The organism is Desulfosporosinus sp. BICA1-9 (genome assembly GCF_000802135.1).
The window spans coordinates 50,296-76,084 of record NZ_JUEE01000073.1 but is presented as its reverse complement, the minus strand read 5'-3'; the positions used below and the strand labels follow the sequence as shown (position 1 = coordinate 76,084).

Below are 25,789 nucleotides of genomic sequence, written 5' to 3'. Positions count from 1 at the left end.
AATGAACGGACGCAGGCCCGGCAAGAAAAAGACCAGGCCCAACAGGAGAACGCGGACCTCCAGAAAACAGTGGAAGACCAAAGCGGTATCATCACCGGGCTGACTGCGGAGCTCGCCAATCTGAAGGTCCAATTGGAGAACGTCAAGACGTCCAAAGCGGAACTCGATAAAACGGCCAGGCAGCTGAAGGATTCGCTGGAATCGCTCCAACAAAGCTCATCCGCCAAGGGCTACGAGAAGATGAAAACGAACTTCATTAATACGTCGCTCAAGGTCAGGGCCAACCATATCGCCTTCCTCTGTGAAAACCTGGATAAAACCATTAAGGATGTGAAGCATGAGCTGCTCCAAATCGCCCCCAATGACAAGGAGACGTATATCACTTATAAGAATAAAGTTTACGATCTTTTGAATGTGTGGCTTAAGGACGAGACGTGGAGCAGGCAAGCTCGCCCCGGCGAAGATGCGCAGTAAGGAATGGTGGATGATGAAGAGGAAATTTGTTTTCCCGGCCATTATTGAGCGGGATAAAATAAGCGGCAACTATACGGTTGTTTTTCCGGACCTGCCGGGCTGCGCCTTCGAAGGAGAGGATTTTATCCAGGCTTATTACTGGGCCGGGCCCAGGCTGGGGTTTCATTTATATATGATGGACAGAGAACATGAGCACATCCCCGAAGCTTCGGAAACTTCAGGCTGGGAAATCGCAGCGGACGCTGTCGTTGTTCGGATAGAGGCCGGTCTGCAGGAGTGGTGCCTGGTGCCTGAGAAACCTCCGAAAAAGTACCATCTCCTCGAAATCAGTCTAGTAATAATGCGGGTTTGGAGGCATAAAAACTAGAAAAACATGAGTTTTTCGGAGCCTTCCCTGACACCAACTTATCAATAATCCAAATGAAACACTAATTTGTTCTCATGCGACAGGATAAGCTAAGTTTCACAGCAGGAAAAGAAAACAATTGAAAGGAATTAATAAAAGAGCAAATAGAAGATATTTACTGCCTTTTTTAGGGGGGGAAGAACGTGCTATATTTATAGCTTTTGTGGCTTTTTAGCAAGTTGAATTGAATCCGTGAACATTAGGAAGAAACCTTCTATAAATTGCCATAAATACAATTCTGAAGAAATTTCCAATTAAGAAAGGGTGTTAAAAAATGAGCAATCAAAGTATTGCAGAATTGGTCCATGATTTAGTCAAGAATCCTAAAAGTATGTTCTCGCGAGAACACGGGATACCTTCGGCAGAACTAAAGACTAATGAAATTACTATCATCCAAAGGGTTTTTTCTGAATATGAGATATCTGGGGATGTTGTGACTCTTGGAACTTTACCACTAGGTTTATGGGCATAAAAAGTGGTTAACTTTCAGATGGATCAAGTTATTTCTGCTAAAATTACTGAAATTCTAACAAGGGCCAAACTTAGTCCGGAAATGTTACAAATGATTAATTCCTCGTTGAACGCCGACTGCAATGACGGAGAACTATATAAATGGGCCCACTTAACGTTAATGAATTGTGAGTGTGTTAGCGGAGGGTCAGAAGTCGCGTTGCCAGGAGCAATTGCCATGGAATTATCTGCCCTGGCGGCCGATATTTTTGATGATATTCAAGATCAGGATAATGATGATCTACCTTGGCGTCAAATCGCCACCGCTAACGCTCTAAACCTTGCTATCTGTTTAAGTAATTTGAGCAGTAAGGCTGTTGCGATGTTACCTGATGGTAGAGATAGCAAACTTTACAGGGAAGTTAGCCAAATGCTGAGCCATATGTGGATAACGGCCAGTGATGGTCAATTCCAAGAAGTTCTATTTGACACTCGTGAGCAAATTTCGATTGATCAGTATTTTGAGCTGATCAAGCGAAAGTCAGGAAGTTTAACGGCCTGTGCCTGTAAAATCGGAGCAACCTTAGGTGGTGCGTCCGAATCGTTGGTGCTTCAATTAGAACAGTTTGGGACAAACCTGGGTATCATGAGCCAAATCAGAAATGATTTAAATGACTTTCTAAACTTCGAAAAGAAAAAGGATTTTGTTAATAATAAAAAAACCCTGCCCTATGTCTACCTTTTGAATATTCTTAACGGTAAAAAAGCCGAAAAGTTCAAAGAATTATCTCAAATGAAAGGCAACGGGTCGGAAATGTTCGGGAAGGAAGAACAAAGATGCTTAAAACAACTGGCCATAGGTGAAGGGGCTGTACATTACTGCAGAGTGATGTATGAACTATCTAAGGAAAAGTCAATGGAAATAATTCAGGCAATGCCCGTTCCGAAAAAACGCAAAGAGAAGATGATTAAACTTGTTGAAGAAGGTGTTTAGGCGGCAAGCATATTACATTGCGAGTGCCGCCTTTGTTTTGTTATCACTCTTATATACTATAGCTATTAGTAATCAAGCTTATGTAGGGCTTGATCTTATGACCGTAAACGGAAGATGGATTGTGACTTTAAGTGATCCTCATGGTGAAGGGTACAAATTAGGGATACGAGTCGGGGACCAGATATTAAGAATTAACAATCAAGATACAGGGGAGTACCGCTTTGTTCAAAAATGGAGTCAGGCGGAAGGGGCATCTTCTATACAATACAAAAGGGTAGACCAATCAACAGATAGCATTATCGAAATACCTAAAAGTACAGTTCTTCTGAAATTATTAAGTGAAATGCCTATGATAATCTTGGGGGTTGTTTTTTGGATTATAGGATTTATTACATGGTATATGCGGCCCTTTTTGGATCAAGCGCGTGCTTTATTTTGGTTAAACTTGTTTATTGGTTTGGCAATCGTCATAGCTCCAGCTTCAAGTCGTGATTTGATCTTTGCCAGGGAATTAGAATACATAACCTTGTCGTCAGTACCTTTGTTTCTTATTCAATTATTTTCATTTTTTCCAAGCGAAAATAGAAATCAAATAAATAAGTTTGGACGGCTTGTGTTTGCCTCGGTGTTGATATTAATATTTATTCTAACCATTTTGCAATCTGTCAGTTTAATACATTTTGATAGTCCATTAAAAAGACTAGTGTTGTCAAATTTGATTATAGGCGTTTTATTAGTTCTTTGGAATCTGGCTACGTTATTTAAGTTGCCAAACGATAAACCGGAAAAAAACCAAGTAAATATTTTACTTTTGGGCCTGGCGATAGGGTTCTTGCCGTATTTTCTATTAACGGCGGTACCTGTCATATTTGAATTTCAACCAATTGTGAACACAAAGGTTAGTTATTTATTTATTTCTGCTGTTCCTGCAACTTTGTACTATGTCATCGTCCATAAGTATTTACCAGATAGTCGTCGGCTCTTAGGTTTAATAATTTCATTTTTTGTTACGGGAGTAATAGTTAGCATTGTTGTCTCGTATATTCTCCTTACTTCGAAATTAGTAACTACCTTAAATCTGGAAGTGTATCTTGCCACACTAACTTTAACAATGTCGTTCATTATTTGTTCTAGCTTTATTAGAGTTGCGATCAGTAAGCAAATTGAAAAATTCGCACCTTTGGAAGGAAATCGAGGTATTAAAAGAAGTGTACTCAAGCTGAACGAAAGACTAATTTCTATTAATGAAGAAGACCGGCTATTAGAAGAAGTGGTGAAGAGTCTAATGATCGAGGGGGCTTTAATTGTTGTAGAAGATGACAAAGGAGGGTACCATAAGAAAGCTGTAGGAATATTCTTGGAAAAACCAAGTGAACAAATCGAACTGGAGGAGTATTTTCAAGCTGATCAAAGGATTAATTTAGAAGTAAAAAGATTTCCTGATGATTCTTCAGTCGAACTATATATTCCCTTAGTTTCTAATAATTTTACTTGTGGAATATTTTTAGGCCACCGTAATTCCCGCGTCAAATTTGAATATAATGAACTTCCATTAGTTACGTTGATTTCGAGTCAATTGGCTCAACGCCTAATGACTACGTTTGTTATCAAGGACTTATCGAAAGAAATTATTGATTTGGCCCAAAGATCTCTTGACTTACAACGAAGAAATCAGAGGCTTCATGGAATAACTGGTTCTTTGTTTAAAAGTATTGAGCAAGAGAGGAAATCATTGGCTCGTGATCTTCACGATGGCGCGTTGCAGTTAGCCTTAGACCTAAACCGGTGGCTGGACGATATTGCCGAGGAATGCCCAAGCGCAAAGTGTGACAAACCTATCAAAGCAATTGCTCATATGCGAGAAGTAGTTAAAAACTTGAACTTTGAACTACGTTCAATATGCAGTGATTTACGTCCACCATCCTTAAACGATTTAGGATTGCTGAATGCCATCCAAATTTTGTGCGAAGAGAAAATGGAAAATGAGTCGGTGCTTATTTCTCTAGAAACAGTAGGTATTAGTGAAGGAGTACGACTGAAGGAAGAAGTAGAATTAGCCGCTTACCGCTTTATACAGGAAGGGATAACGAATGCCGTAAAACACTCAGGTTCGAGCAAGACAAACATTTACATCAAGCTCAGCGATTCTGAGATTGAATTGAGCATTAGAGATTTTGGCAATGGGTTTGATATTCGCAAGATAGATGAATGGCCAATATCAAGTGAACATTTTGGTTTGATTGGTATGAAAGAAAGGTTCCAAGTCATTGGTGGTGAGCTTCAGATCAATTCCATAATTCATCAAGGAACTATCCTGAAAGCTTCTATTCCGAGATAAGGAGATAAAAAATGTCTATGGGTAATGAAAAATCAGAAAATATAAAAGTATTAGTAGTTGATGACCATACCCTTTTTGCGGAAGGCACTGTTTCTTTACTCTCGTCGGAAACGAATCTGGAGATAGTGGGAATCGCAAACGATGGAAATCAATGCCTAACCCTCTTAAGATCAAAAACACCTGATATTATATTGCTTGATATTAGCTTGCCGGACTGCTCAGGAATCAATTTAATAGACGATATAAAATCTATAAACCCGAAAGTAAAGATTATTATGCTCACAGGTCTTAATCCCAAAGGGTATCTTACAAAGTCACTGCAGAAAGATGTTCATGGATTCCTATTAAAAGAATGTAACAAAAAGGAAATGATCGAGGCTGTTTTTTTTGTGGCACAAGGAAAAGAATACTTTTCAAAAGGTTTGGCCCCTTTTTTGAAGTTTGCATTTGTAGGAAGTAATGGAGATAAGCAAGCTTTAATATCACAACCTATTGATATTGGCGAATTACTATCTTCCAGGGAAAAAGAAATCATGGATCTAATTGTAAAGGGTTTCAACAATCAAGAAATTTCCTCGACATTAGATATAACAATCAGGACTGTAAAATACCATACAAGCAATATCCTTTTTAAACTCAGTGTAAAATCTCGCTCAAAAGCGGTTGCAGTTTGGACTGAGATGTCGATGAATGAGGTTGAAAGACATTGAAACATATATTAAGAAGTTTAGATAATTCAGAAGGAAAAATGCAACAAATTATCTCTAATCAAGCCTGTATGATTATATGCCTGTACTTAGGTACAGGCATTTTTTAATTGGTACCTGTACTTTGGTACGTGGTTAAAATTATTGCAATAAGTTATAATCTAGTAAACCAAATGACAATAGTTTTCAAGATAACCAGATTTTAGTCGTTGCCTAATAGATTGTTAACAAGTATTTGAATGGCTTTCGCTATTTAAATAGAGACGCCCCCAGATCATCAATACCTGCAAAGTAACAAGTGATCTGAAGGCGTTCGCCCCTACACAAAATAGTAGGTATTTTTATACTACACCTACTGGGGATATTTGTGAAGGGAGATTTAGAAAGGGAGGGAATTATTTGTTAGTTGTCCCTTGAGCAAAGACTTGGGCCTGATTACCCGTGCGTACTCCGAGTGGCTATATTGCAAACTGACCTTTCTTTTCATCCGGACAGTGTGCTAACCACTGCACCACATACTTCCCAGTTATTCTAAAAATGTTATCAATAGAAGATTCGTTAAAATTAGAATGTTATGACATATTTCGCCAGATAAATAATTGTACAATTTGAATTGGTCGAATAAATATGGAAATAGGAAGGTGTATAATGAAAAAGAGAAGTTTTTTTGTTGTATTGGGACTTTGTTTGGTAATGCTTCTGTCTGTAATTCCTGCGTATGGTGCTCAAGCAAATTCTAGTAAATTAAATGACAAAGAAATTAGTGAGTTAAAGGCGAAACTTAATTCTGAGGGACTAGCAAAGGATAAACAAGAATTACTTATACAAAAAATTATGAATGGGGAATTAATTGATTCAATTAACCCGGAAAAACTAAAAGCTATACCTAAAGATTATTTTTCTTTGTCGAACATTGATTCGGAAAAAAAATATGTTTTCCCTGACGGTTCATATTGCAAAACATCTACAATTAATATTATTCCTGAAAATGAACAAAAACTGTTAGATGCTATTGGCGATAAAAAAGTTGTTGATAAATTAATCAACAACAAAGATAAAAACTCAGAACAAATTGTTCGGACAAGTGGTTTTAACAATTATAGTATATGGATACAACATGACTTTATTGTAACTGGCGGAGGATTTCAATGCAGCTTTACAACGGCGTCGGATTTTTATACTGGTAGGAGTATAATTAATTCTATTTCCAGCCCAATGAGTTGGGGTGTAGGTGGACAAACAAACACTGAAACTTTAACAATGGACAGACAAGCACAAATTGGAACTACTCCTGCTCAAGCTTCACTAAGATGGAGATTTGTCGCTATGAGTGGCGCAGGTTCATTTTGGTATGGGTTTACTTTTAACCTCAGATATGAAGATTGGTGGGTATCATAAAGAGTGTTGTCGATTTTTATTTAAAAGATAGCGACTAATATTATCAAATCCGACCAAGTTAAAGCTCCTTATAGGTAGTGTCACTTACTGTTATCTACTTATAGGGAGCATTTTTACTATGGCAATCTTTTTATCCTTTGCCTTAAGCTCAGCTTCCAGTTCAGCTATTCTGGACTTAATCGGGTAAAACTGAAGATGTAGCTAGGGGTATGTTCTGATCTGTAGGTTACGTTTACTTAAGTTGAACCTGGATAAAAGACTACTATGCCCATTTCGTTCATATATCATCGCAATCGCCGTTTGCTGATACCCTTAAAGCTTAGCATTACGCTATCGGTTATTTGCTAGCCTAATGTTTGCAATAGTTTTGTTTGGAGTCAATTTTGTAAAAGTTATAATTAAACGTTCCACCCTTATCCAGCATGTGGTAAATTAAGCAGTTTTATATGACTTTAGGAGCAAAATAAAGGTATAATATTCTTGGCTGTCAAATACATTTCATGTGAATATTAATGAAAATGGCGAAATCGTAAGGGCTTTTTAACAAATCAGAGAAGTTGAAAGGAGTAAACAGGACTATGGTGGACGCCACACTAGCTACTATTAGTGTTCTCTTAATTCGTTTGGCTATCCCAGTTGTATTTATCATCTTTGTTGTATGGCATGTAAGGAAATTAAATAGTATTAATCAGACTGTTCGTGACATTCTTGAAAAGTTAAAAAACGATTAATGTATGAGGGGGTACTTTCTTACGTAACGCTAAATAAAAAACTTATAAGCCAACTCAAGTCTATGAAAAAATAATACATAATGAAATTTCTAAATATAATTTTACTCATATGGTCCGATAACTAACACAAAGACAAGTAGATAAATTATTGATTTCTCAAATTCAGTTAAGTTTAACTCTGAGCGCCGATTTAACTTGTGGGAAAAAATAAATCATAATACCTTTATTTTGAACTCATAATTATTTGTGTTCATACTATTGACGGGGCTGTCAAAATAGTGTTTAGTACACTCATTCTGAGGCAGCTACTTTCAAAAATTCAGAAGAAAATAGGAATAGGAGTGTAAAATCAGCGCGCAGTATTGCTGATTTTACACTCCTAATTAATTTTAGGAACCACAAAATAGAGATCCCATGAATCTCACTAAATACTACGTAATTGAGGGCATTCTCAGATTATGCAACCTCAATTTGATGTAATGAACAGCTAACATCAGTCTTTTTCAGAGACAGGGTACCCTAGTCACGACAATATGACTATATAAATATAGCTCTATTATCGTGACAGGGCACGTGGAGACGATAATAGTGCTATATTTGAGGTGAGCTGAAAGCCTTGGTGTGATTTTTATCGTGACGTGGTGAGCTGGGAATATATATCATTTGAAGGCCAGATCGTCTTTTTTTGGACGGTCTGGCCTTATTTTATTTGGAATACTTCTGTAATCTTGGAAGGAATTTGATGTAAATATGTGGAATGTTAGTTTTATATATCATCTAAAGTTTCGCACCCATTAGGTATGGTTTTTACCCATTTCTGTTATGCCTACTCCCCCATTTATGGCCGTTCAGCTTACATTTTAGGTATAAGTGGCGATACTCTCTTATTTGAAGCAGTTATGCAGCCTGGGATAGATCCGCTGAGTCCTGAAAACATTTTCGGTATGATGAGCGGCCTCTTAACCGGCTCTGGTGCGTTTTTCTCGGGACGTTGGATGATTATGGGGAAAAGTCCGTTAACAAATACTTGGGGTGACGCCAACTGTGGGGGATATTTTGCTCCGGCAATAAAGTCCACCGGATATGACGGTATATTTTTTGTGGGTAAAAGTAAAAAACCTGTTTACTTACTGATAGACGGTGATAAAAAAACGCTCATAGATGCTACTGATTTATGGGGAAAGGATTCCAATGATACGATTGACGATTTAACGAACAGATATGGCGCTCATTTTAAAACAGCTTGCATCGGACCAGGCGGTGAAAAAATGGCGAGGATTTCCGGTGTCGTAACAGATAAAGGAAGGCTGGCAGCAAGAAGCGGATTAGGTGCAGTAATGGGCTCAAAAAACTTGAAAGCAGTATGCCTTGGTGGTAATAAGAACGTCAATATTTTTGACGAGCAGACGATATCAAAATTGATAGATGATTTTGCCCAGCCGTTTTTTACCTACAAACATCCACTGAAAGACAAAATTATAAATGAAGCGGCAAATATACCGGTATTATCAGGCGTTATACGCTTTCTAAGCGAAAATAATATGTCACCTATTAGTGGAGAAGTTGAAAAATACGCTATGAAAACATGGGGAACATCAGGTACAGTAGCTTACTCAGCCAACATTGGTGATTCGCCGGTTAAAAACTGGAAAGGTGTCGGTTATATCGATTTTCCAGGAAGGTTAACTCATGAAATTTCCAACGATTCGGTAACTAAATATGAAACGGATAAGTATGGATGCTACAACTGTCCACTTTGTTGTGGTGGAAAAGTAGCTGTAACGGAAGGACCCTATCCTATATCAGAATCCCATAAGCCTGAGTATGAGACGATTTGCGGCTTTGGGACAATGCTGCTTTGCAATGATATGCCCAGTATTATCAAGATAAACGATCTACTGAACCGTGCTGGTATTGACACAATCAGCTGTGCAGTAACTGTCGCATGGGCTTTTGAGGCATATGAAAACAAAGCAATCACCTCCGCTGATACGGATGGTTTGGAGTTAACCTGGGGTAATGCCGAAGCAACTGTAAAACTGGTTGAAAAAATAGCAAACGGAGAAGGCATTGGAAAACATCTCATGAACGGCGTCAAATTAGCATCCGAACACTTTGGAAAAGGCTCACAAGCATATGCAATGCATGTGGGAGGACAAGAAGTACCGATGCATGATCCACGCAATCCCGATGGCACGGGTCTAGGGGTTGGATATGAAGCGGAGCCCACACTAGGTAGACATACCAGTACGCTAGACTGCTGCAGTTTGTATAGACCAGCTCAACCGAGTAATAAGTTAACAGATAAGAACCTTCATCCTATGAAGAATAAGTGCACGGATGCAGATCCGGGTGATAGTTTAAGGGATGCTAGCTGCTTTATGGATCTTATCAACGGTTTTGGTCTTTGTGCTTTTGCTTTTGATGCGGAAGTTACACCACCTATCGTTGAATGGGCTAACGCAATGACAGGATGGAACTTAGGCTTTGAGGAATACCTGCACATAGCACGAAGAATAAAAACTCTTCGCCATTCATTTAATATTCGTGAAGGCATAAACCCTATGGAGTATAAGATGCCTGATAGGGCAAGGGGTATCCCACCTTTAGAGAAAGGCCCTAACGCAAAGATTAAAAATGATTTCGAAAAAGGAAAGTTAAACTATTTCGTCGCCATGGGATATGACTTAAAAACAGCCAAACCACTTCTTGAAACACTCGATATGTTGGATTTACCTGAGGTAAAGAAAGCCTTATATAAGTAAAATATATTTGCATAGACAAACAGTCTGAACTTGTATCTTGAGCTTCAGACTGTTTTGTTAATGCATATTTAATTTAAGCTAGTTCTTGGAGGTGTGGTATGATTCTACAAATTCTTATAGTAATTGTCTTTATCGCTACTTTTATCGTTAACTTATATGCCGACAGAAATAGTAATCTAAAACTCAAAGTACTGACAAAACCCCTATTAGTGCCCTTAATTATTCTTTTCTATTTGACAAGTGCAGTGCATATCAACTGGTTTATTGTAACTGCTTTATTTTTCGGGTTTCTTGGTGACGTTTCACTATTAGGGGGATCGAAAAAAATATTCTTTGCAATTGGTTTATTGGCATTCCTTGTTGGCCATTTATTTTATACCCTGGCTTTTCTACAATCAATACAGTATTTTGAAGTTGTACCAATTTGGTTTTTTATAGCTTTAATCCCATATATTTTATATGGCTATGCTATTCTTAGGATACTTAGTCCAAACCTGAAAGAGATGCTTGTTCCAGTGGTTATTTATATGTGTGTCATATTGATGATGAGTTTTACTAGTACATGCCGTATTTGGAACGGATTTACACTTCAATTCTTATTGCCCTTTATTGGTTCCTTATTTTTCATAGTCTCTGATTCTGTATTGGCATATAACAGCTTTAATGTGCCTTCAGAAAATTATGAGACGCTAATCATGTTTACTTACATTTTAGCTCAGGTTTTAATTGTTGTCGGTTTTTTATATTAATACCTGAAGTTTCGGTCGCGATCGAGCCTAGGTCATGAAATTTAGCGGGTGGAAATCCCGTTTGGTAAGACGCAGGCCACGTCACCAATAGCGAGTCTTGGATGGCTAGGGGTGATCCTAGCTGTTAAGCGTAGACATTCAGATAGAAACAACGACTTGCTTTTTGCGTATTCGATATGTATAAGATGATATAATTTTAATAATTCTCGGTGTCTCCTAATTTTAAAGATAAGTATTGATAAAACTTAGCCAAAAGTGGTTGGGACACATCTCAACCACTTTAATCTTTTGGCCATTATTCGGTCGAAAAATAGAAGGCGAGGTGGAACTTTTATTGTGAACATAGATCAGAAGGAATCTAGGGAGATACATGATATTATAATTATAGGCTCGGGTCCCGCAGGTATCTCTACTGCGTTACATTTGTTGAAGAATTCACCGCATTTAGCAGAACACATGCTGGTTTTAGAATGTGCTAAACATCCCAGAGAAAAGCTTTGTGCCGGCGGAATGTTAAATGATGGGGACTACATCCTAGAGAGGCTAGGGTTGAATTGTTCAGAGGTTCCTCATATTGAAGTGAGCGAAGCTCGGTTTCAGTTTGAGGGCAGAGGAATAAGTATAAAACGTGACCCTCAAAGCTTTAAAGTTTTCCGAAGAAGGGAATTTGACCATTGGTTGGTCATTGAAGCACGGAAGCGTGGTATTAGAATTGAGGAAGAAATCCAAGTTTTGAGTATCGATATCAAAGAGCAGGGCGTAGCGGTTAAAACGAATATAGGGAATTATTTCTCTAAATTAATTGTCGGAGCAGATGGGGCGAATAGTCTAGTACAACGTAGTATTGGTAAGAATTCCAGTCAGTCCATGGCTTTAGAATTAATGACTGAGCCTGCTCAATCAGAAGAATTCAAGCAGGGTTTTTTTGATTTTTCCGCCATAGTTGAAGATGTACAAGGTTATGTTTGGAGATTTCCAGCCATTGAAGGCGGCAAACATTTTACCACCAGGGGAATCTATGATGCACGTGTTATTCCTAGGCCAAGAAAGAATTTAAAAGAGGTACTTCATGATTATTTGATTCGGGATGAGCTAAAGCTTGATGATTACGAAATAAAGGGCAAACCCATACGCTTTTTTAATCCTAACAACACGTTTTCTGCACCAAGAGTTTTATTGGTAGGGGATGCAGCAGGCGTTGATCCTATCTATGGAGAGGGTATATCGTTTGCACTAGGATACGGTGAAGTTGCTGCTGAGGAGATTAACGATGCGTTTATCAAAGAGGAATTTTCGTTTTCGAACTATCGAGAGAGAATTTTGAAGCAACCTATGGGAAGATGTCTCGTTAGGCGCTTATGGGTTGCGCGTTTGCTGTATAGATTCAAAAACAGACCTATTCAAAGACTTCTATGGTGGCGCTTAGGATTTGTATTGAAGTGGTATATAGAGCATCGGTTAATAGATTGGGCAAAAAAGTAGAGCAGGCTAAAAAAACCTAAACTGTATGGCTGGGTTGATTAACTCTGCCAATATGAAAGATAAGTTTATGGACATTGTTAGAACGATGGATATAAGTTTCTCTTATAAACCAGTACTGTTTATAGCGAGCAAGACCGGAGGGTAACGACCTGGTTGTTACGCATTCGTGGGATAATGGTTACTGCTGGTTTTTATCCCAGCAGTAACCATTATGTCTAGTATGTCTATTATCGGAAGTGGGGGGATTAGATCTATTGATCACAAATTCCATAATCTTTTGAGAGGAGCGTTTAGTATCCTCCTAGCCGAGTTGAAGAAGTCCATGAAGCTTAGGGATATTTTTTCAATCTACTGACCTCTAATTGCTTTGATGGTCTTATAACAATCGCCTTGCCCTCGTTTTCAAGGTGTTCAACATAATCCAGAGTTTCGTTGTAATGCTTATAAACGTTTTAGCATGGTTTCGGTAGTAGGTAATAATTATTAAGCAACCTCCTGTGAGAAAAAGTAGTTTATACCAAGTACTATCCAAGCAATTAGATCGCAACATATAAGACAAGTTGTAGAAGTGCTTAGCCTGTTACGGAACTAGCATCCTCTACGATAATGCACTAATATTTAGGCTGGAGAATCATTTATCCAGTTTTCAAGACCCCCACGTCCTCATCTGAAGCCTCGATGTTCAGCTTTAGCTGAACGAGTTCACTTGCAGGGAAGCGATAAACCTTGTTCGATAATCTTCCTAACTCTTTCAGGCAAATCTGTTGCTTGCTCCTTGGTAAGGCCGGTGGTAGGGATGGGGTCGAAAATAGTAATCGTTACATGGGCTGGCTTAATCTTAAAGCCGTTTTGTTCCATGATTTTATAAGAACCTTCAATTGCAACCGGAACAATGGGAACCCCAGCTTTCAATGCCAACTTCAAACTCCCAGGTTTAAATTCTCCAAGAGTCTTACTTTTGCTCCGAGTGCCTTCTGGAAAAATAACCATAGAATAGCCTTCTTTGAGATGATCTGCCGCTTGGTTAATAACTTTAAGAGATTGCCTGATATCTGTTCGGTCCATAAAAACACATTTCAAATGAGTCATCCATGTTCGTATCAGGGGTAACTTTAGCAGCTCGATCTTTGCGATGAATGCCTTTGGTTTATCAATATAACCGAGGAGGATAGGGATATCGAAATTCCCCTGGTGATTACTCACAAAGAGAACCGAGCCTTCGGGGGGGATGTTCTCTGCCCCTGTGGTCACCACAGTAACTCCCGCAAGCTTAACGAGAGAACGAGCCCATTTCTTTGCAGTTTGGTCTGTGAGCTGGTCATGTTCGGTGGTTTTTCCCTGCTCTGCTAATCGGTTTACTTTTATAAGACTCGGCTGTATGGCTACAAGGTGTACTCCGAAGTAAATGAACCAAAGAATTGTTCGTAACATATTATTCTCCTTATCGATTGTATTATGGATATTATAGCCTAGGAGAGAAGATGCTGGAAGTAGTGAGTGACGACGTTAAAAAAATTGTCGGAGCGATCGGCTCTACTAGAGGATTACGATTGCTATTTGGAGAATTAAAGCAATCTACTACTGGAAGAGTTTTCAGTGCATTAAAAGGACTTTCATTATTTTTATTGAAGTAAGTTTATCTTGAATATGTTTGCAGAGAATTCTAAGTCCCGTAAAGATTAATAAAAATGGAGATGAACCAATCATGAATATAACAAAGCTTAAAGAAGCCGAAGAAAGATTCTTTATGCGGTACCCTGGTGGCTTCTCTAATCCTCTGATGCTCGAAATTGCGAAGAAGCATAAAGTAGAGAAAATGAACAAATTGGCGCAGGATAGCTTCGCAATTGAGCAATTTGAAAGTCCGAGTAAAATTGTTGATTCCATGAGTAAGATAGTCAGCCGGTCTTCTATGGTTTCGCTTTTTGAAAAGCCTAAGTTTAGAGATTTAGTAAAAGCCATGAGTGACAATGAAAAAGAGCGATTATCCCATGGACTGAAGGAATTCTTGCATGTGATCAAATGTTTGGCTTTGAACTGATGTCGGATTTGCTCAGTGAATACAGGCTGGCGAAATGGCCGTTAATAACAGTCTGCCCAATTTATTACAGGCCCAGTGTTGAGGTTTTCATCAAGCCCACAACAGTAAAGGGGGTCATTGGGTACTTCGAATTGGAGGGACTGAAATACAGCCCAAATCCGACTTATGGATTTTATAAGGCGTATCGAGAGCAAATTAACCTGATGAAAAAGGAATTGGATATTTCACTACAGTTTGATAATGCGGCTTTCTGCGGCTTCCTTATGATGTCTCTGGAGAACTCTGCAGACTCCGAAAAGACAGATGCCTAATAAAGTAACCAAAGTCGGAAAGATGTTTAAGAGGCTAAGCAACGATTCTAAAGGATAGATGCTTTAGAGTACAAAGTTGGTATGAGATTATAATCTCTGCATTATCGATTCAGAAATTCAAATAATATCTTCCATACTGGAAGGAACTTCACTAAACATGTCGAATGATTAAAATTATGAAGGAAAATACAAGAAAATGTTACTTTAGATAAAAAACTCGGTGTCTACTGGAAACGTAAACCACGCTGTTACCACGTAAGGGTGTAGATAACAAGCTAGTCTGATTTAAAAAGGAATATTTGGCAATAGGGCCTTCATTACTTCCTGGATTACCGGGTTTTTATGAGGAGCCTTTTTCTATTAGTTTGACAATTTCTTGTTTGTTAAAAGAGTAGTTGGTTTTGGCCCAAAGCTAATAAATATGAATCAATTAGTACGAATGAGGGGGTAGTTTTTTTGAGTATATGGTTGAGACATAACAAGGCGTCGCTAGTATTTTCAGGAGTTATGGTTTTAATAGGGTTCATATTTAGAAATACCAATTTCGCTTTCCCATTGCTTTTAGTTAGTATTGGCGGTTTCATGATCATTTGCTTATTACAGCAAAGAAAAACGTTTGAGTTATTAGAATACTCCTTAGAATATTTAAAAAGGGGATCCCTTGGGGATTATATGGTTTTAGAAAAAGGCGTGAAATTAGTTGAACAACTCAATGACGAAATTATATCCGTCCTGCAGAGTAAAAAATTCGACCGTGAAATGGTTATACAGATTCAAAAGAAATTGTTGATGGAAAATAACGAATTTCTCGCTTTAAGTTCATTTTGGGAGCCCAATGCTTTTGACGGAAAAGACAGTAGTTTTCTAGATGTAGACTACTATGATAAAGGTACCTTTACGGCCTATGTCTATCGTGATCAGGATGAAGGCATTAAGGTCATTAGTCTTGCTGATATTTATAATCAGCCATGGTACACTGTTCCGAAGAAAACCCGTAAAATAACTATAACTGAACCATATGTGGAAATTATTAAAGGAAAAGAGATTTTAATGGCGAGTGTTGTTATGCCAATTATTTTTAAGGGCAAGTTCCTGGGTGTAATTCCTACAGACATCGTGTTGAACGAGATTGAAGAAATTCAAACGGATGTGGTCTTGTATAAAAATAGCCATAAGAATTTGCCAACTGAAAGAATTGTTGAACGTTTGATAAACAGAAAAGATGAGTTTGGTATTCTCGGGCAAGCAATCAAGGCTACAAATATCAACCAAAAACAAATCTTAAATCGGTTATTGCAAACAACGAACCAAGTTACTGATACTTCTAAAGAGCTAACAGTTATATCCCAGGAGTCAGCCAAAGCTGTTGAAGAGATTACCAAAACAATTGAGCAGATTGCTAATAGTGCCACCACGCAAGCCTTAGAAACGGAAAACGGGGTCAATGAGATTGCGGAGTTAGGTAATATTATTGAACAAGATCAACAATATTTAATTGATTTAAACAAGTCAGCTCAAACTGTAGAAAAAATGAAAGATGAAGGTACAATTGCAATTACTGAATTGATCGAGAGAACAAGAGAAAGAGAACGCTATACGGATCTGATACAGGAAGGGATCATTAAAACGAATCTAAGTGCTGAGAAAATTTTCTCTGCCAGCCAAATGATTCAGCATGTAGCGGATCAAACAAATTTATTGGCTCTTAATGCAGCTATTGAAGCCGCTCGGGCCGGCGAAGCAGGAAGAGGCTTTTCCGTTGTAGCGGAAGAAATCAGGAAATTGGCAGAACAATCGAGTAATTTAACCCAGGAAATTAATGCGGTAGTCCATGAATTACAACTGAATTCTCAAAATGCTGTAGATATCATCGGGAAGAGTTCAGTCATTGCTGAGAAACAGGAAGACAGTGTTAATATTACGGATGAACGCTTTAAGGGAATAGCCGAAGCAGTAGGGAAAACCAAAGAAATTATCGAAAATTTGAATATTTCAGGACAGAGCATGGAAAAGAAAAGGGATCAACTCATTGATATATTAAAGAATTTAGCCCGTATTGCTGAAGAAAACGCCGCCAGCACAGAGCAAGTTTCGGCAGCTTCCGAGGAGCAAACAGCTTCAATGATCGAGATTGCCAATGCTAGCCAAGGTCTTTCTACGTTAGCCTATGAATTACAGCAGGCCATAGATAAATTTTAATGGCATACATTTTTTTACCGCTCGTGGTTGCTTTATGGATCATAAGTGCTATAATAAAGCTAACACAAAAATACCCCTGCGGGGTATAAGGGGGAGAGCGGTTTGAGAGAAGCACATGATAATTTGGGAAAAATGATTATTTTTTGGCCTTCTAAGAATATTGCTTTGGTGATCCCTTTGATTCTGCTGGCAGGTTTCATTACAGGCTTATTCATCAACACATTAGCTTTGAAGGTTCTGATCCTTCCTATAACGGTCCTAATGATTTATCCGACCATGATCGGATTTAAGCCTCAGGAAGTTTTCAACATTTCTCACGGGCGCTTAATGTTTAGTGCTGCTTTGCTTAATTTTATCTTAGTACCGTTGCTGGCTTATGGGCTAGGTACAGCCTTTTTGCTGAGGGACCCTCAGCTCTTTGCCGGGTTAGCGATTACTGCTCTTCTACCGACTAGCAATATGACGATTGCTTTTACGATGCTTGCCAAAGGGAATGTACCTGCGGCTATAAAGCTCACAACAAGTGGGCTGTTACTGGGATCAATCCTCGCCCCGTGGTATCTCTATTTAATGGTCGGAAAATATGTCCCTGTAGATATCTTGCTGACACTTAAGACAATCAGTATAGTAATTTTGCTTCCATTGATTGCAGGGATGTTCACGTATAACTGGCTCTTGCGAACGATGAGTCAAGCAGAGTTTAAAAAGAAGATCAAACCGTTCCTACCCGCAGCTAGCTCTTGGGGAATGGTGGCAATTATTTTTATTAGTATGAGCATGAACGCTAAGCGTATTGCTGAGCATCTTGATATTTTCTTCATCGCACTCTTTGTCCAAATCGTGTTCTATGCCGTGAATTATCTTATAGCCATTTTTACAGGTCGATGGTTCTTCACGGAAAATGATGCAAAAACGCTGATCTTTTCCACTGTGCTTCGCAATTTATCAATCTCGATTGGTTTAGCAGCCACAGCCTTTGGTGCCAATGCTGCTCTCATGGTCTCTCTGGCATTTCTCATTCAAGGTCAGGCCGCAGCCTGGTTTATCAAACTTAACGAACGCTATCACTGGCTTATCAGACCAGAAAAAACTAATTCTTAGTGGGATGGAGATCAAAGGGGGGAACTAAATTGGCGCGCAACATTTCATTCGGTGATTATGCCATTGTGGCCTGCGGAACCATGATTCCGGAATTAAATTATCTAAAAGAGATTGGTTTTCTGGATGTGCAAGCAATATATACCGCCCCAGGACTTCACCAGATTCCCGCTGAATTAGAAAATCAACTACAAAGGCAATTGGTGATAGCCAAAAAAAGTTCCAAAAAAATAATTGTGGTCTATGGAGGTAAGTATTGTTACATTAACATTCGCGATCCGTACCGAACCATCGATACGGTTATTGAGGAAATGCGAGAAGAGGGGTACTACATTGCTCGAACTGAGGTTGAAAACTGCCTAGACATGTTGGCCAGTGGAAATGAGAGAGAGAATTTGAGCGAAGGACAAAAGGTTTGGTTTTGTACCCCAGGGTGGCTTAAATACCGTGATATGGTATTCAAAGGCTGGGATAAAGCAAATGCCAACGAGTATTTTCCACAGTATACCGGCGGAGCAATTATGCTTGATCCGATAGGGTTCTTTGATGATTATGCTATGGAACATGTTGAGGAGATCCTAGACTTTTCCGATTGGACCTCTATACCATTAGAAGCCCGCACCATAGGATTGGAACGTTTGAAAGAAGTCCTAGTCAGTGCGATGACTGAAGAGGATAGATTATAAAATTGTAGGCAGCTGGACGAGATGTTGAGGACGTTGTACGAAATATTAGGGAGATTAGTAGTATACTATGGCCGAAAAAGAAAATAGAGAATCATTGAAATACAGGAAGTATAGAAACAAGGTTGGAAGCATGAGGCTTTCAACCTTGTTTTTGCATAAACTGCAATTCGTCTATTGGATGGGAGGGATATATTGGATAACGAATATGATGGGTACTAGCTATATACATGACATTTGTCATATATACCTATGCTTCTACTCACTACCGTCTTATTTCACTATGCATTATCCTATATCTGATTCGCGAGCTGGAAGAGCGTAATTTCTATCCGACTCTGACACCAGAAAAGGCGTTTGGCCGATACAGTGAGTATATCAGATTCCGACTTAGATGGTTTAAAGACTTGGAGGATGAGGATCTGCCGGTTTATCGGTTGCTCTATGAGCCTACAACTACTCTTCGAGACGAATTTCCCTTGGGCGCTGGCCGTAATCGAGGACTAAGATATATCGATGCCTACAATGGTGAGCCCATTTGGGAGAGGATATGATGAGACTTCATCCACAGTCACCCGGTAACAACAAAGCCGGTTCTAACGGTTTGGCTACCGATGTGAATTTCATAGTGAAAAAATCTCGACAGCCTAAAAAACCTCAGGCCAAAGGAAAATGAGGGGGATAAAATGAGTAGTATTTTACTTGTTGAAGATGACTTAAATCTAATTGCCGGTTTGGAGTATTCGATCAAAAAAAATGGATTTTATGTTGATGTTGCTAGAACAGTGCAAGAAGCTTTTTGTCTATATGAAGATCAGAAATATGACTTATTGGCTTTGGATCCGGCGCTGCCCGATGGGACTGGCTTTGACATCTGTAAAAAGGTAAGGGAATCCTCCACGGTGCCAATTATTTTTCTTACTGCCTCCGACGAGGAAGTGAATGTGGTGATGGGATTGATATGGGTGGCGACGATTACATCACCAAGCCCTTCCGGCTGGATGAACTGATTTACCGTATCAAGGCGCTGCTTCGCCGGACCAAGGCTTTTCAGGGAGAAACTCCTGAATTGAATTCTAACGGCATCAGGATTGAGCTTTTAAACAACCGTGCCCTGAAATATGACCAGATTTTGGAACTGACTGCGGTGGAATACAAGCTGATTGCTCTGCTGATGAAAAATTCAAATGTCGTGTTAAGCCGGGAAACGATACGCGATAAACTGTGGGACGGTAACGGGGATTTTATCGATGACAACACGCTCTCTGTCTATATTCGCAGGCTGCGCAATAAAATAGAGGACGATCCAAACCATCCGCAAATGCTTCTCACCATGCGCGGAATTGGTTATAAGTGGAACGTGATCCGATATGGGAGCAACCGATGAAATTATTTGCGAACAAAGACATCCGCCGCTTCTTTTGGGAAGTTACGGCTGTCCTGATCCTGTTTCTCCTGTCGGGACTAATTTTTTCTCAAGTAATCGTTCACGATTTTAAAGCGCAGCTACTTACCCATGATTACAAGATCGCGGGCTACCTGTTGGAGCAGGGAGCCAACCCAGCCGATGTCTCCGCCCTGTGGTAAACGCACAATAGACCTTTGTATATCACTTGACATTTCTAGACTATCAAGTTAATGCCGGATTTTCGACAGATTGAAATCTTAGCGTAATTATGATAGTATTATGCTAAGATGATAATAAGAGGTGAATTTTATGCCCCAGATTAGACCAGTTTCAGATTTACGCAATAGTTTTGCTGAAATTTCCAAGATTGTTCATGAAACATCAGAACCAGTTTTCTTGACCAAAAATGGGTATGGAGATATGGTTGTTATGAGCATTGAGGCCTATGAACGCAAGTTATTTGAAAGTGAAATTTACTTTAAGTTGAAAGACGCAGAACTGGAGGCTAAATCTACCGATGTCCGCTATACGCATGAAGAAATATTTTCAGATTTGAGGGCAAGTCTTGCGGATAAAGTAGGAGAGGGTAATGTATAAGCTGAAATATCTACCTTTGGCACAAAAGGATTTAAAGAATATTACAAGTTACATTGCAGACAAACTTAAAGTACCAAAGGTTGCAATGGATTTGGTTGATACCCTTGACAATTCTATATGTCGGCTTCAACAATTTCCTTACTCTTGTAAGGTATATCAATCGATAAAACCACTCGAAACTGAATATAGAATGCTACCTGTAAAAAATTATCTGGTGTTTTATATTGTGACAGAACATGTTGTAGAAATACACAGAATTGTTTATGCAAAGATGGATATTAAAGACATCATTAAATAGCAAAGAGCGGTTAAGATTATAATGGATTTTCTTGCTCAAACAAGGGAAAATTTATACAACGAACTGTAAGCTGGATGAAATAATCAGACAGACTTATAGATATTCCAAACCGAAGCCGTCACAGAGATGTGGCGGTTCTGATTTCCCTTGGTCTAATAAAATCCAATTGGACGCGAAAGAAATTTCCCAATTGGTGCTTAATTTGTGTCGTAACGGTTTAGAGGCAATGCATGAGCGTGGAACTTTAACTATTCGTACATATATTGAGGGTGAACATCTGGTATTATCTGTGCAAGACGAGGGGTGTGGTATCTCAATAGAGTATTTGGATAAATTGGGAACTCCGTTTTTTACTACAAAAGAAAATGGTACTGGGCTAGGACTAGCCACTTGCTATAGCATTGCAAATCAGCATAATGCAAGAATTGATGTAGATAGCGATGTTGTACTGTATGAAACGCCAATGAGTACATGAGAGCAAATCGATGTTTAGTTGGCATAGTAATTGCATCTAATGCATAGGGACAAGAATGGGAGGACTAAGGGAGGTTGAAATTGGCAAAATGACAAAAGTAATACGTCTTGAAGAAGCTATCAGTAAGATTGAGAATGGAATGACCATAATGGTCGGAGGGTTTATTGGATGTGGAGCTCCAAGCCGACTGCTGGAAGAAGTATGTCAGAAGGGAATCAAAGAGCTGACCCTCATCGCCAATGATACGGGTATCCTCGGGGATGCGATGTCTCAACTCATCGTGAATCGTTGCGTTAGTAAGCTCATTGCAACCCACATCGGCACTAACAAAGAAACCGGAAGGCAAATGTCGGCCAATGAGCTTGAAGTCAAGCTGGTACCCCAAGGAACGTTAGTCGAGCAAATTCGGGCAGCAGGTGCGGGGTTAGGAGGAATTTTGACTCCAACTGGGATTGGAACGATTGTGGAGGAAGGGAAGCAGAAGCTTGTAGTCGATGGTACAGAATATCTTCTGGAACTCCCTGTTCGCGCTAATGTAGCCTTATTAAATGCCTATAAAGCGGATAAGGCTGGAAATCTTGTCTATCGTCGTGCTGCTCGAAATTTTAATCCAATCATGGCAATGGCCGCAGACCTTGTTATTGCTCAAGTGGACCATATCGTGGAAGTTGGGGAAATCGACCCAGATGAAGTCATGACCCCGGGTATATTTGTGGATTATTTGGTTCAGAAACAGCCGCGGGAGGTGACTATCGTTGGATAAGGAAGCAAGAATGGATTGGCTTGTTAAACGAGTGGCTCAAGAATTTAAAACGGGAGATGTCGTCAATTTAGGGATCGGGATCCCTACTAAAGTTGCTAACGCCCTACCCGAAGGAATTAGTATTATCCTTCAATCTGAAAACGGCTATTTGGGTGTTGGTCCTGCACCTGAAGCTGGAAAAGAAGATCCGGATACGGTTAATGCTGGAGGGCAATATGCTACCATCTTACCGGGCGGTTGCAGCTTTGATAGTGCCATGTCCTTCGCCATTATTAGAGGAGGTCATGTGGATGCTACAGTGTTAGGAGCCCTTCAGGTGGATGAAGAAGGAAATTTGGCAAGCTGGATGATTCCGGGCAAGATGGTTCCTGGAATGGGTGGAGCAATGGACCTTGTAGTTGGTGCACGACGCGTGATTGTTGCAATGGAGCATGTTGCAAAAAATGGTGGAATGAAAGTTCTGAAGAAGTGCACATTACCTTTGACAGCAGCAAAACAGGTCAATCTGATTGTCACGGATATGGGGGTTATCGAAGTGACTTCCAAAGGTTTGGTGCTTCAAGAAATTGCACCGGGTTTAACTTTCGAGGAAGTGCAAGCCTGTACAGAGCCTATACTAATCATACCGGAAAAGTATTAGTTTGAGCGAACTCGCTTCGCTCGATAATTCAGTGGGGGTCTCTACCCTCCCCCACTGAATTAGAAGGTATAATAATGAATTGTGCAGAATTCAGCTCCCGACGGTCATGGACGACCTGTGTCGCTATAGCCCGAAGACACTGTCTTCGCACGTATTAACCTACTTGCAGGATGGCGAGAAGCGACCACTTATAGAAGTGGGAGACTTGTCTAAAGAAACGAGGCAGAAAGTGGTGTTTCAATAAATAATATGAGGCAAGGAATTCAGACCGACCAGGTTTTCAAGTGTGCTGTAGTTCAGTCAAATCCCCGTATTGGAAACAAAGCTAATAATTTGGCCAGAGTATTGGAAACGATGGAAGCCGCGGCGGCAAATGGAACTAAACTTATTGCCTTTACTGAAGCTGAACTGACAGGATATTGTTTTAACAACTTCCACGAAGCTAAAATCTTCGCTGAGGAAGTTCCCGGACCAAGCACTGGAATAATAATTAATAAAGCTCGCGAGCATGATATCTACGTGGTAGTCGGGTTATTGGAACATTTCCAGGATAAATTATTCAATACAACCGTCTTAATCGGACCTGAGGGAATCATTGGAAAGTACCGTAAGACTCACCGGATCTACCTCGGAGCTGATCGATTCTCAGAGAAAGGGGATATACCCTATACTGTTTATTCCACCCCTATTGGCAATATTGGATTAATCATCTGTTACGACCTCCTGTTTCCCGAAGCCAGTCGGGTGTTGGCCTTGCAAGGGGCTGATATTATTGTTAATTCTACCAATTTACCCTCGGGCTCAGAAAGCTTTATCGATACTTTGCTTCCTGCCCGCGCCATAGAGAACAGGGTATTTATGATCGCATCCAGCAGGGTCGGTATGGAAAGAGGGATGCCATTTATCGGGGCCAGTTCCATCGTGGATCCTTACGGCAGGTTTCTGGCCCAAGCCGGTTCGAATCAGGAGGAAATAATTCATGCTGACATCAAAGTGGGAAGAGCCCGCTGTAAGCAAACCATCATCAAACCTGGAGAGTATGAGTTTAATATATTCAAAGACCGCCGGCCTGAATTCTATGGTGAAATATGTTTGAAACGGGAAAACTGAAAAATGTGATCGCCAAAAAAAACTCCGCATCATATTAAAATGATACGGAGTTTTTGGTTAAGTGGTTTTTTTGAGTGGAAATGATTTAAATTCCCTTTATATTAACCGAAAAATCAACAACCCGGCGCTAAAGACAATTCCTGCCCAAATTAGGGCCATCACGCAGTATCCCATAATATCGCGGACATTGAGCTTAGCAATAGCGAGAAGCGGCAAAGCCCAAAACGGCTGGATCATGTTGGTCCATTGGTCGCCGTAAGCGATACTCATAGCGACAGTAGCTGGATCAACACCAAGTTTTAGCGCAACAGGAATGTTAATTGGCCCTTGAACAATCCACTGGCCCCCACCGGACGGGACAAATATATTAATTATTCCGCCGGCCAGGAACGTAAATAATGGGAAAGTAATCTCGTTGGAAAAAGAAACAAATCCGTTGGCGATGATGGCTGCTAAGCCGGAAGTAACCATGATTCCTTGAATCCCTCCATAGAGAGGGAACTGCAAAGCGATGCCGCCTGCACCTTTGATCGCTTCATTGATGGCACGGACATAGTTAATAGGTCTAAGATGGAGTATTACGCCAAGGATAAAGAAAATAAAAATTACGATATTCAGATTGAGATCAAAGCCTTTCATGGCAAAATGACGGACTAGATAAATCACACCGCCAAGGGCAAAGAGCATATTGATAATGATTGAGTTTTCCAGCCGGCTGGCAAAAGTAGGGCCAGTCGATGCGAGATGAGGTTCTGCGGTTGCTGCCAATTGGGCTTTGGCCTCCTCGGCAGCCACGAGATCGAGATCAAGCGAAATAACGTCTTCCTTTTTTTTAGATTTGGCTATTAAGTAGAAAAGTACGGGCATAGTTAGAATAAGAAACCAAGTGATGACTAAATTTTCAGCTGAGAAAACTGTACGGGACATGGGTATTATCCCAGTCAGTTTTTCAACCAAGTGTCCTTTAGTGGCCACAGCCAAAGGGATTGAACCGGAAATGCCTCCGTGCCAAACTACAAAGCCGGCATACCCTCCTGCTACAAGCAAGGGGTAATCGCTCCCCTTAACCTTTTTGCCGAGTTCTCTTGCCAGCAAAGCAGCGACGACCAAGCCAAAACCCCAACTCACGAAGTTGGCCATCCCGGCAATGAGAACGACTAAGAACGCTGCACCTGCTCCGGTCTTGGGAATGGAGGCCACGGACGATAGAATCTTCTTAATCGGAGGACTGGAAGCCAACGAATGTCCAGTAACCAGGATCAGGATCATCTGCATGGCAAATGTCAGAATACCCCAGATCCCATCACCCCACATTCCAATCAAGTCCAACGGACCTTTACCGGTTAGGAGCAAAGCAAGAAGATAGGCAATAAACGTAAGGACAATGGCAAACAGATAAGCATCCGGCAAGTACTTCTGAACGAGATTAACAAAAAACTTAGACATTTTATTTAACATTGAACAACCTCCTTTAGCATTATTTCATCATGTTGTATAAGACTCTTAATAATTTATTCGTTTAATCATCACCTCCGTAAGAAAACTCTTGAAGCTAAAAACTCTTAAAGGCTTTCGGATTCAAAAAAGAGTCACTATCTTAAGAATTTTCAGAGTATTTATATCATATATGCAAGATTTATTCCATTAATCCATTCTGATATTCATGGAACAA

The 25,789-nt window shown here is 39.9% G+C and carries 27 protein-coding genes and 2 pseudogenes; 26 read left to right on the top strand and 3 right to left on the bottom strand.

Annotated features, from left to right (window positions below):
• From JL57_RS09600 to JL57_RS09555, 11 genes and pseudogenes are all read left to right on the top strand, one after another.
• Positions 1–474, top strand: a pseudogene (locus JL57_RS09600) (preprotein translocase subunit SecA); the annotation flags it as partial.
• Positions 464–841: a type II toxin-antitoxin system HicB family antitoxin gene (locus JL57_RS09595; RefSeq protein ID WP_291299904.1), complete on the top strand. Its 378-nt coding sequence runs from the start codon at positions 464–466 to the stop codon at positions 839–841. The pseudogene JL57_RS09600 and the gene JL57_RS09595, both read left to right, overlap by 11 nt.
• 313 nt (positions 842–1,154) lie before the next feature.
• Positions 1,155–1,352, top strand: coding sequence for a hypothetical protein (locus JL57_RS09590; protein WP_034141823.1), 198 nt, complete (start codon positions 1,155–1,157; stop codon positions 1,350–1,352).
• 18 nt (positions 1,353–1,370) lie between these two features.
• Entirely contained in the window at positions 1,371–2,324 is a 954-nt protein-coding gene (locus JL57_RS09585; protein ID WP_034141822.1) for a polyprenyl synthetase family protein, read from the top strand.
• Positions 2,305–4,662, top strand: a complete 2,358-nt coding sequence (locus JL57_RS09580; protein ID WP_034141821.1) for a sensor histidine kinase — start codon at positions 2,305–2,307, stop codon at positions 4,660–4,662. Before JL57_RS09585 ends, JL57_RS09580 begins: the two co-directional genes overlap by 20 nt.
• Before the next feature lie 11 nt (positions 4,663–4,673).
• Positions 4,674–5,372, top strand: coding sequence for a response regulator transcription factor (locus JL57_RS09575; protein ID WP_034141820.1), 699 nt, complete (start codon positions 4,674–4,676; stop codon positions 5,370–5,372).
• Positions 5,373–6,017: 645 nt separating this feature from the next.
• Positions 6,018–6,767: a hypothetical protein gene (locus JL57_RS09570; protein WP_034141819.1), complete on the top strand. Its 750-nt coding sequence runs from the start codon at positions 6,018–6,020 to the stop codon at positions 6,765–6,767.
• A 578-nt stretch (positions 6,768–7,345) separates the two neighbouring features.
• Positions 7,346–7,498: a hypothetical protein gene (locus tag JL57_RS34010; RefSeq protein ID WP_291299903.1), complete on the top strand. Its 153-nt coding sequence runs from the start codon at positions 7,346–7,348 to the stop codon at positions 7,496–7,498.
• Between the two features lie 800 nt (positions 7,499–8,298).
• Entirely contained in the window at positions 8,299–10,263 is a 1,965-nt protein-coding gene (locus tag JL57_RS09565) for an aldehyde ferredoxin oxidoreductase family protein (protein WP_291299902.1), read from the top strand.
• 98 nt (positions 10,264–10,361) lie between these two features.
• A complete protein-coding gene (locus JL57_RS09560) occupies positions 10,362–11,012 on the top strand; it encodes a lysoplasmalogenase (protein ID WP_045691327.1) in 651 nt (216 codons plus the stop codon).
• Between the two features lie 336 nt (positions 11,013–11,348).
• Positions 11,349–12,494 carry an FAD-dependent monooxygenase gene (locus JL57_RS09555; protein WP_034141818.1) on the top strand — a complete coding sequence of 382 codons (1,146 nt, stop codon included), beginning with the start codon at positions 11,349–11,351 and terminating at the stop codon, positions 12,492–12,494.
• 329 nt (positions 12,495–12,823) lie between these two features.
• Here JL57_RS09555 and JL57_RS36340 read toward each other — a convergent pair whose 3' ends face one another.
• Positions 12,824–12,919, bottom strand: coding sequence for a DUF6363 domain-containing protein (locus JL57_RS36340; RefSeq protein ID WP_366557006.1), 96 nt, complete (start codon positions 12,917–12,919; stop codon positions 12,824–12,826).
• Between the two features lie 277 nt (positions 12,920–13,196).
• On the bottom strand, positions 13,197–13,925 hold the full coding sequence (locus tag JL57_RS09550; protein WP_034141817.1) for a 1-acyl-sn-glycerol-3-phosphate acyltransferase: 729 nt from the start codon (positions 13,923–13,925) through the stop codon (positions 13,197–13,199).
• A 50-nt stretch (positions 13,926–13,975) separates the two neighbouring features.
• Here JL57_RS09550 and JL57_RS34005 point away from each other — a divergent pair, with 50 nt between their 5' ends.
• The 15 genes and pseudogenes from JL57_RS34005 to JL57_RS09485 all read left to right on the top strand — a co-directional run bounded on the left by JL57_RS34005 (position 13,976) and on the right by JL57_RS09485 (position 24,117).
• Positions 13,976–14,128: a hypothetical protein gene (locus JL57_RS34005; RefSeq protein ID WP_291299901.1), complete on the top strand. Its 153-nt coding sequence runs from the start codon at positions 13,976–13,978 to the stop codon at positions 14,126–14,128.
• A 71-nt stretch (positions 14,129–14,199) separates the two neighbouring features.
• Positions 14,200–14,535, top strand: coding sequence for a hypothetical protein (locus JL57_RS34000; RefSeq protein ID WP_291299900.1), 336 nt, complete (start codon positions 14,200–14,202; stop codon positions 14,533–14,535).
• Positions 14,517–14,846: a hypothetical protein gene (locus JL57_RS33995; protein ID WP_291299899.1), complete on the top strand. Its 330-nt coding sequence runs from the start codon at positions 14,517–14,519 to the stop codon at positions 14,844–14,846. The genes JL57_RS34000 and JL57_RS33995 overlap by 19 nt, the downstream gene beginning before the upstream one ends.
• Positions 14,847–15,302: 456 nt before the next feature.
• Positions 15,303–17,045, top strand: a complete 1,743-nt coding sequence (locus tag JL57_RS09540) for a methyl-accepting chemotaxis protein (RefSeq protein ID WP_034141816.1) — start codon at positions 15,303–15,305, stop codon at positions 17,043–17,045.
• Between the two features lie 102 nt (positions 17,046–17,147).
• Positions 17,148–18,146, top strand: a complete 999-nt coding sequence (locus JL57_RS09535; RefSeq protein ID WP_291299898.1) for an arsenic resistance protein — start codon at positions 17,148–17,150, stop codon at positions 18,144–18,146.
• Positions 18,147–18,175: 29 nt separating this feature from the next.
• Positions 18,176–18,829 carry a DUF1638 domain-containing protein gene (locus tag JL57_RS09530; protein WP_034141815.1) on the top strand — a complete coding sequence of 218 codons (654 nt, stop codon included), beginning with the start codon at positions 18,176–18,178 and terminating at the stop codon, positions 18,827–18,829.
• Between the two features lie 227 nt (positions 18,830–19,056).
• Entirely contained in the window at positions 19,057–19,380 is a 324-nt protein-coding gene (locus tag JL57_RS09525; protein WP_034141814.1) for a hypothetical protein, read from the top strand.
• Positions 19,381–19,512: 132 nt separating this feature from the next.
• Positions 19,513–20,213, top strand: a pseudogene (locus JL57_RS09520) (response regulator transcription factor).
• Entirely contained in the window at positions 20,210–20,413 is a 204-nt protein-coding gene (locus JL57_RS09515) for a hypothetical protein (protein ID WP_034141813.1), read from the top strand. Before JL57_RS09520 ends, JL57_RS09515 begins: the two are co-directional and overlap by 4 nt.
• 130 nt (positions 20,414–20,543) lie before the next feature.
• Positions 20,544–20,831, top strand: coding sequence for a type II toxin-antitoxin system Phd/YefM family antitoxin (locus JL57_RS09510; RefSeq protein WP_034141812.1), 288 nt, complete (start codon positions 20,544–20,546; stop codon positions 20,829–20,831).
• Positions 20,824–21,129, top strand: a complete 306-nt coding sequence (locus tag JL57_RS09505; protein WP_034141811.1) for a type II toxin-antitoxin system RelE/ParE family toxin — start codon at positions 20,824–20,826, stop codon at positions 21,127–21,129. The genes JL57_RS09510 and JL57_RS09505 overlap by 8 nt, the downstream gene beginning before the upstream one ends.
• Before the next feature lie 31 nt (positions 21,130–21,160).
• Positions 21,161–21,604, top strand: coding sequence for an ATP-binding protein (locus JL57_RS09500; RefSeq protein ID WP_034141810.1), 444 nt, complete (start codon positions 21,161–21,163; stop codon positions 21,602–21,604).
• A gap of 88 nt (positions 21,605–21,692) precedes the next feature.
• Entirely contained in the window at positions 21,693–22,367 is a 675-nt protein-coding gene (locus JL57_RS09495) for a CoA transferase subunit A (RefSeq protein WP_034141828.1), read from the top strand.
• Positions 22,368–22,377: 10 nt separating this feature from the next.
• Complete coding sequence (locus JL57_RS09490; protein ID WP_034141827.1) at positions 22,378–23,007, top strand: 3-oxoacid CoA-transferase subunit B; 630 nt, start codon at positions 22,378–22,380, stop codon at positions 23,005–23,007.
• A gap of 249 nt (positions 23,008–23,256) precedes the next feature.
• The gene (locus JL57_RS09485; protein WP_034141809.1) at positions 23,257–24,117 is read left to right on the top strand and encodes a carbon-nitrogen hydrolase family protein; all 861 of its coding nucleotides are present in this window, start codon (positions 23,257–23,259) and stop codon (positions 24,115–24,117) included.
• A gap of 96 nt (positions 24,118–24,213) precedes the next feature.
• Here JL57_RS09485 and JL57_RS09480 read toward each other — a convergent pair whose 3' ends face one another.
• Positions 24,214–25,575 (bottom strand): short-chain fatty acid transporter, encoded by a 1,362-nt coding sequence (locus tag JL57_RS09480; RefSeq protein ID WP_034141808.1) that lies wholly within the window; start codon positions 25,573–25,575, stop codon positions 24,214–24,216.
• Positions 25,576–25,789 lie beyond the last annotated feature (214 nt).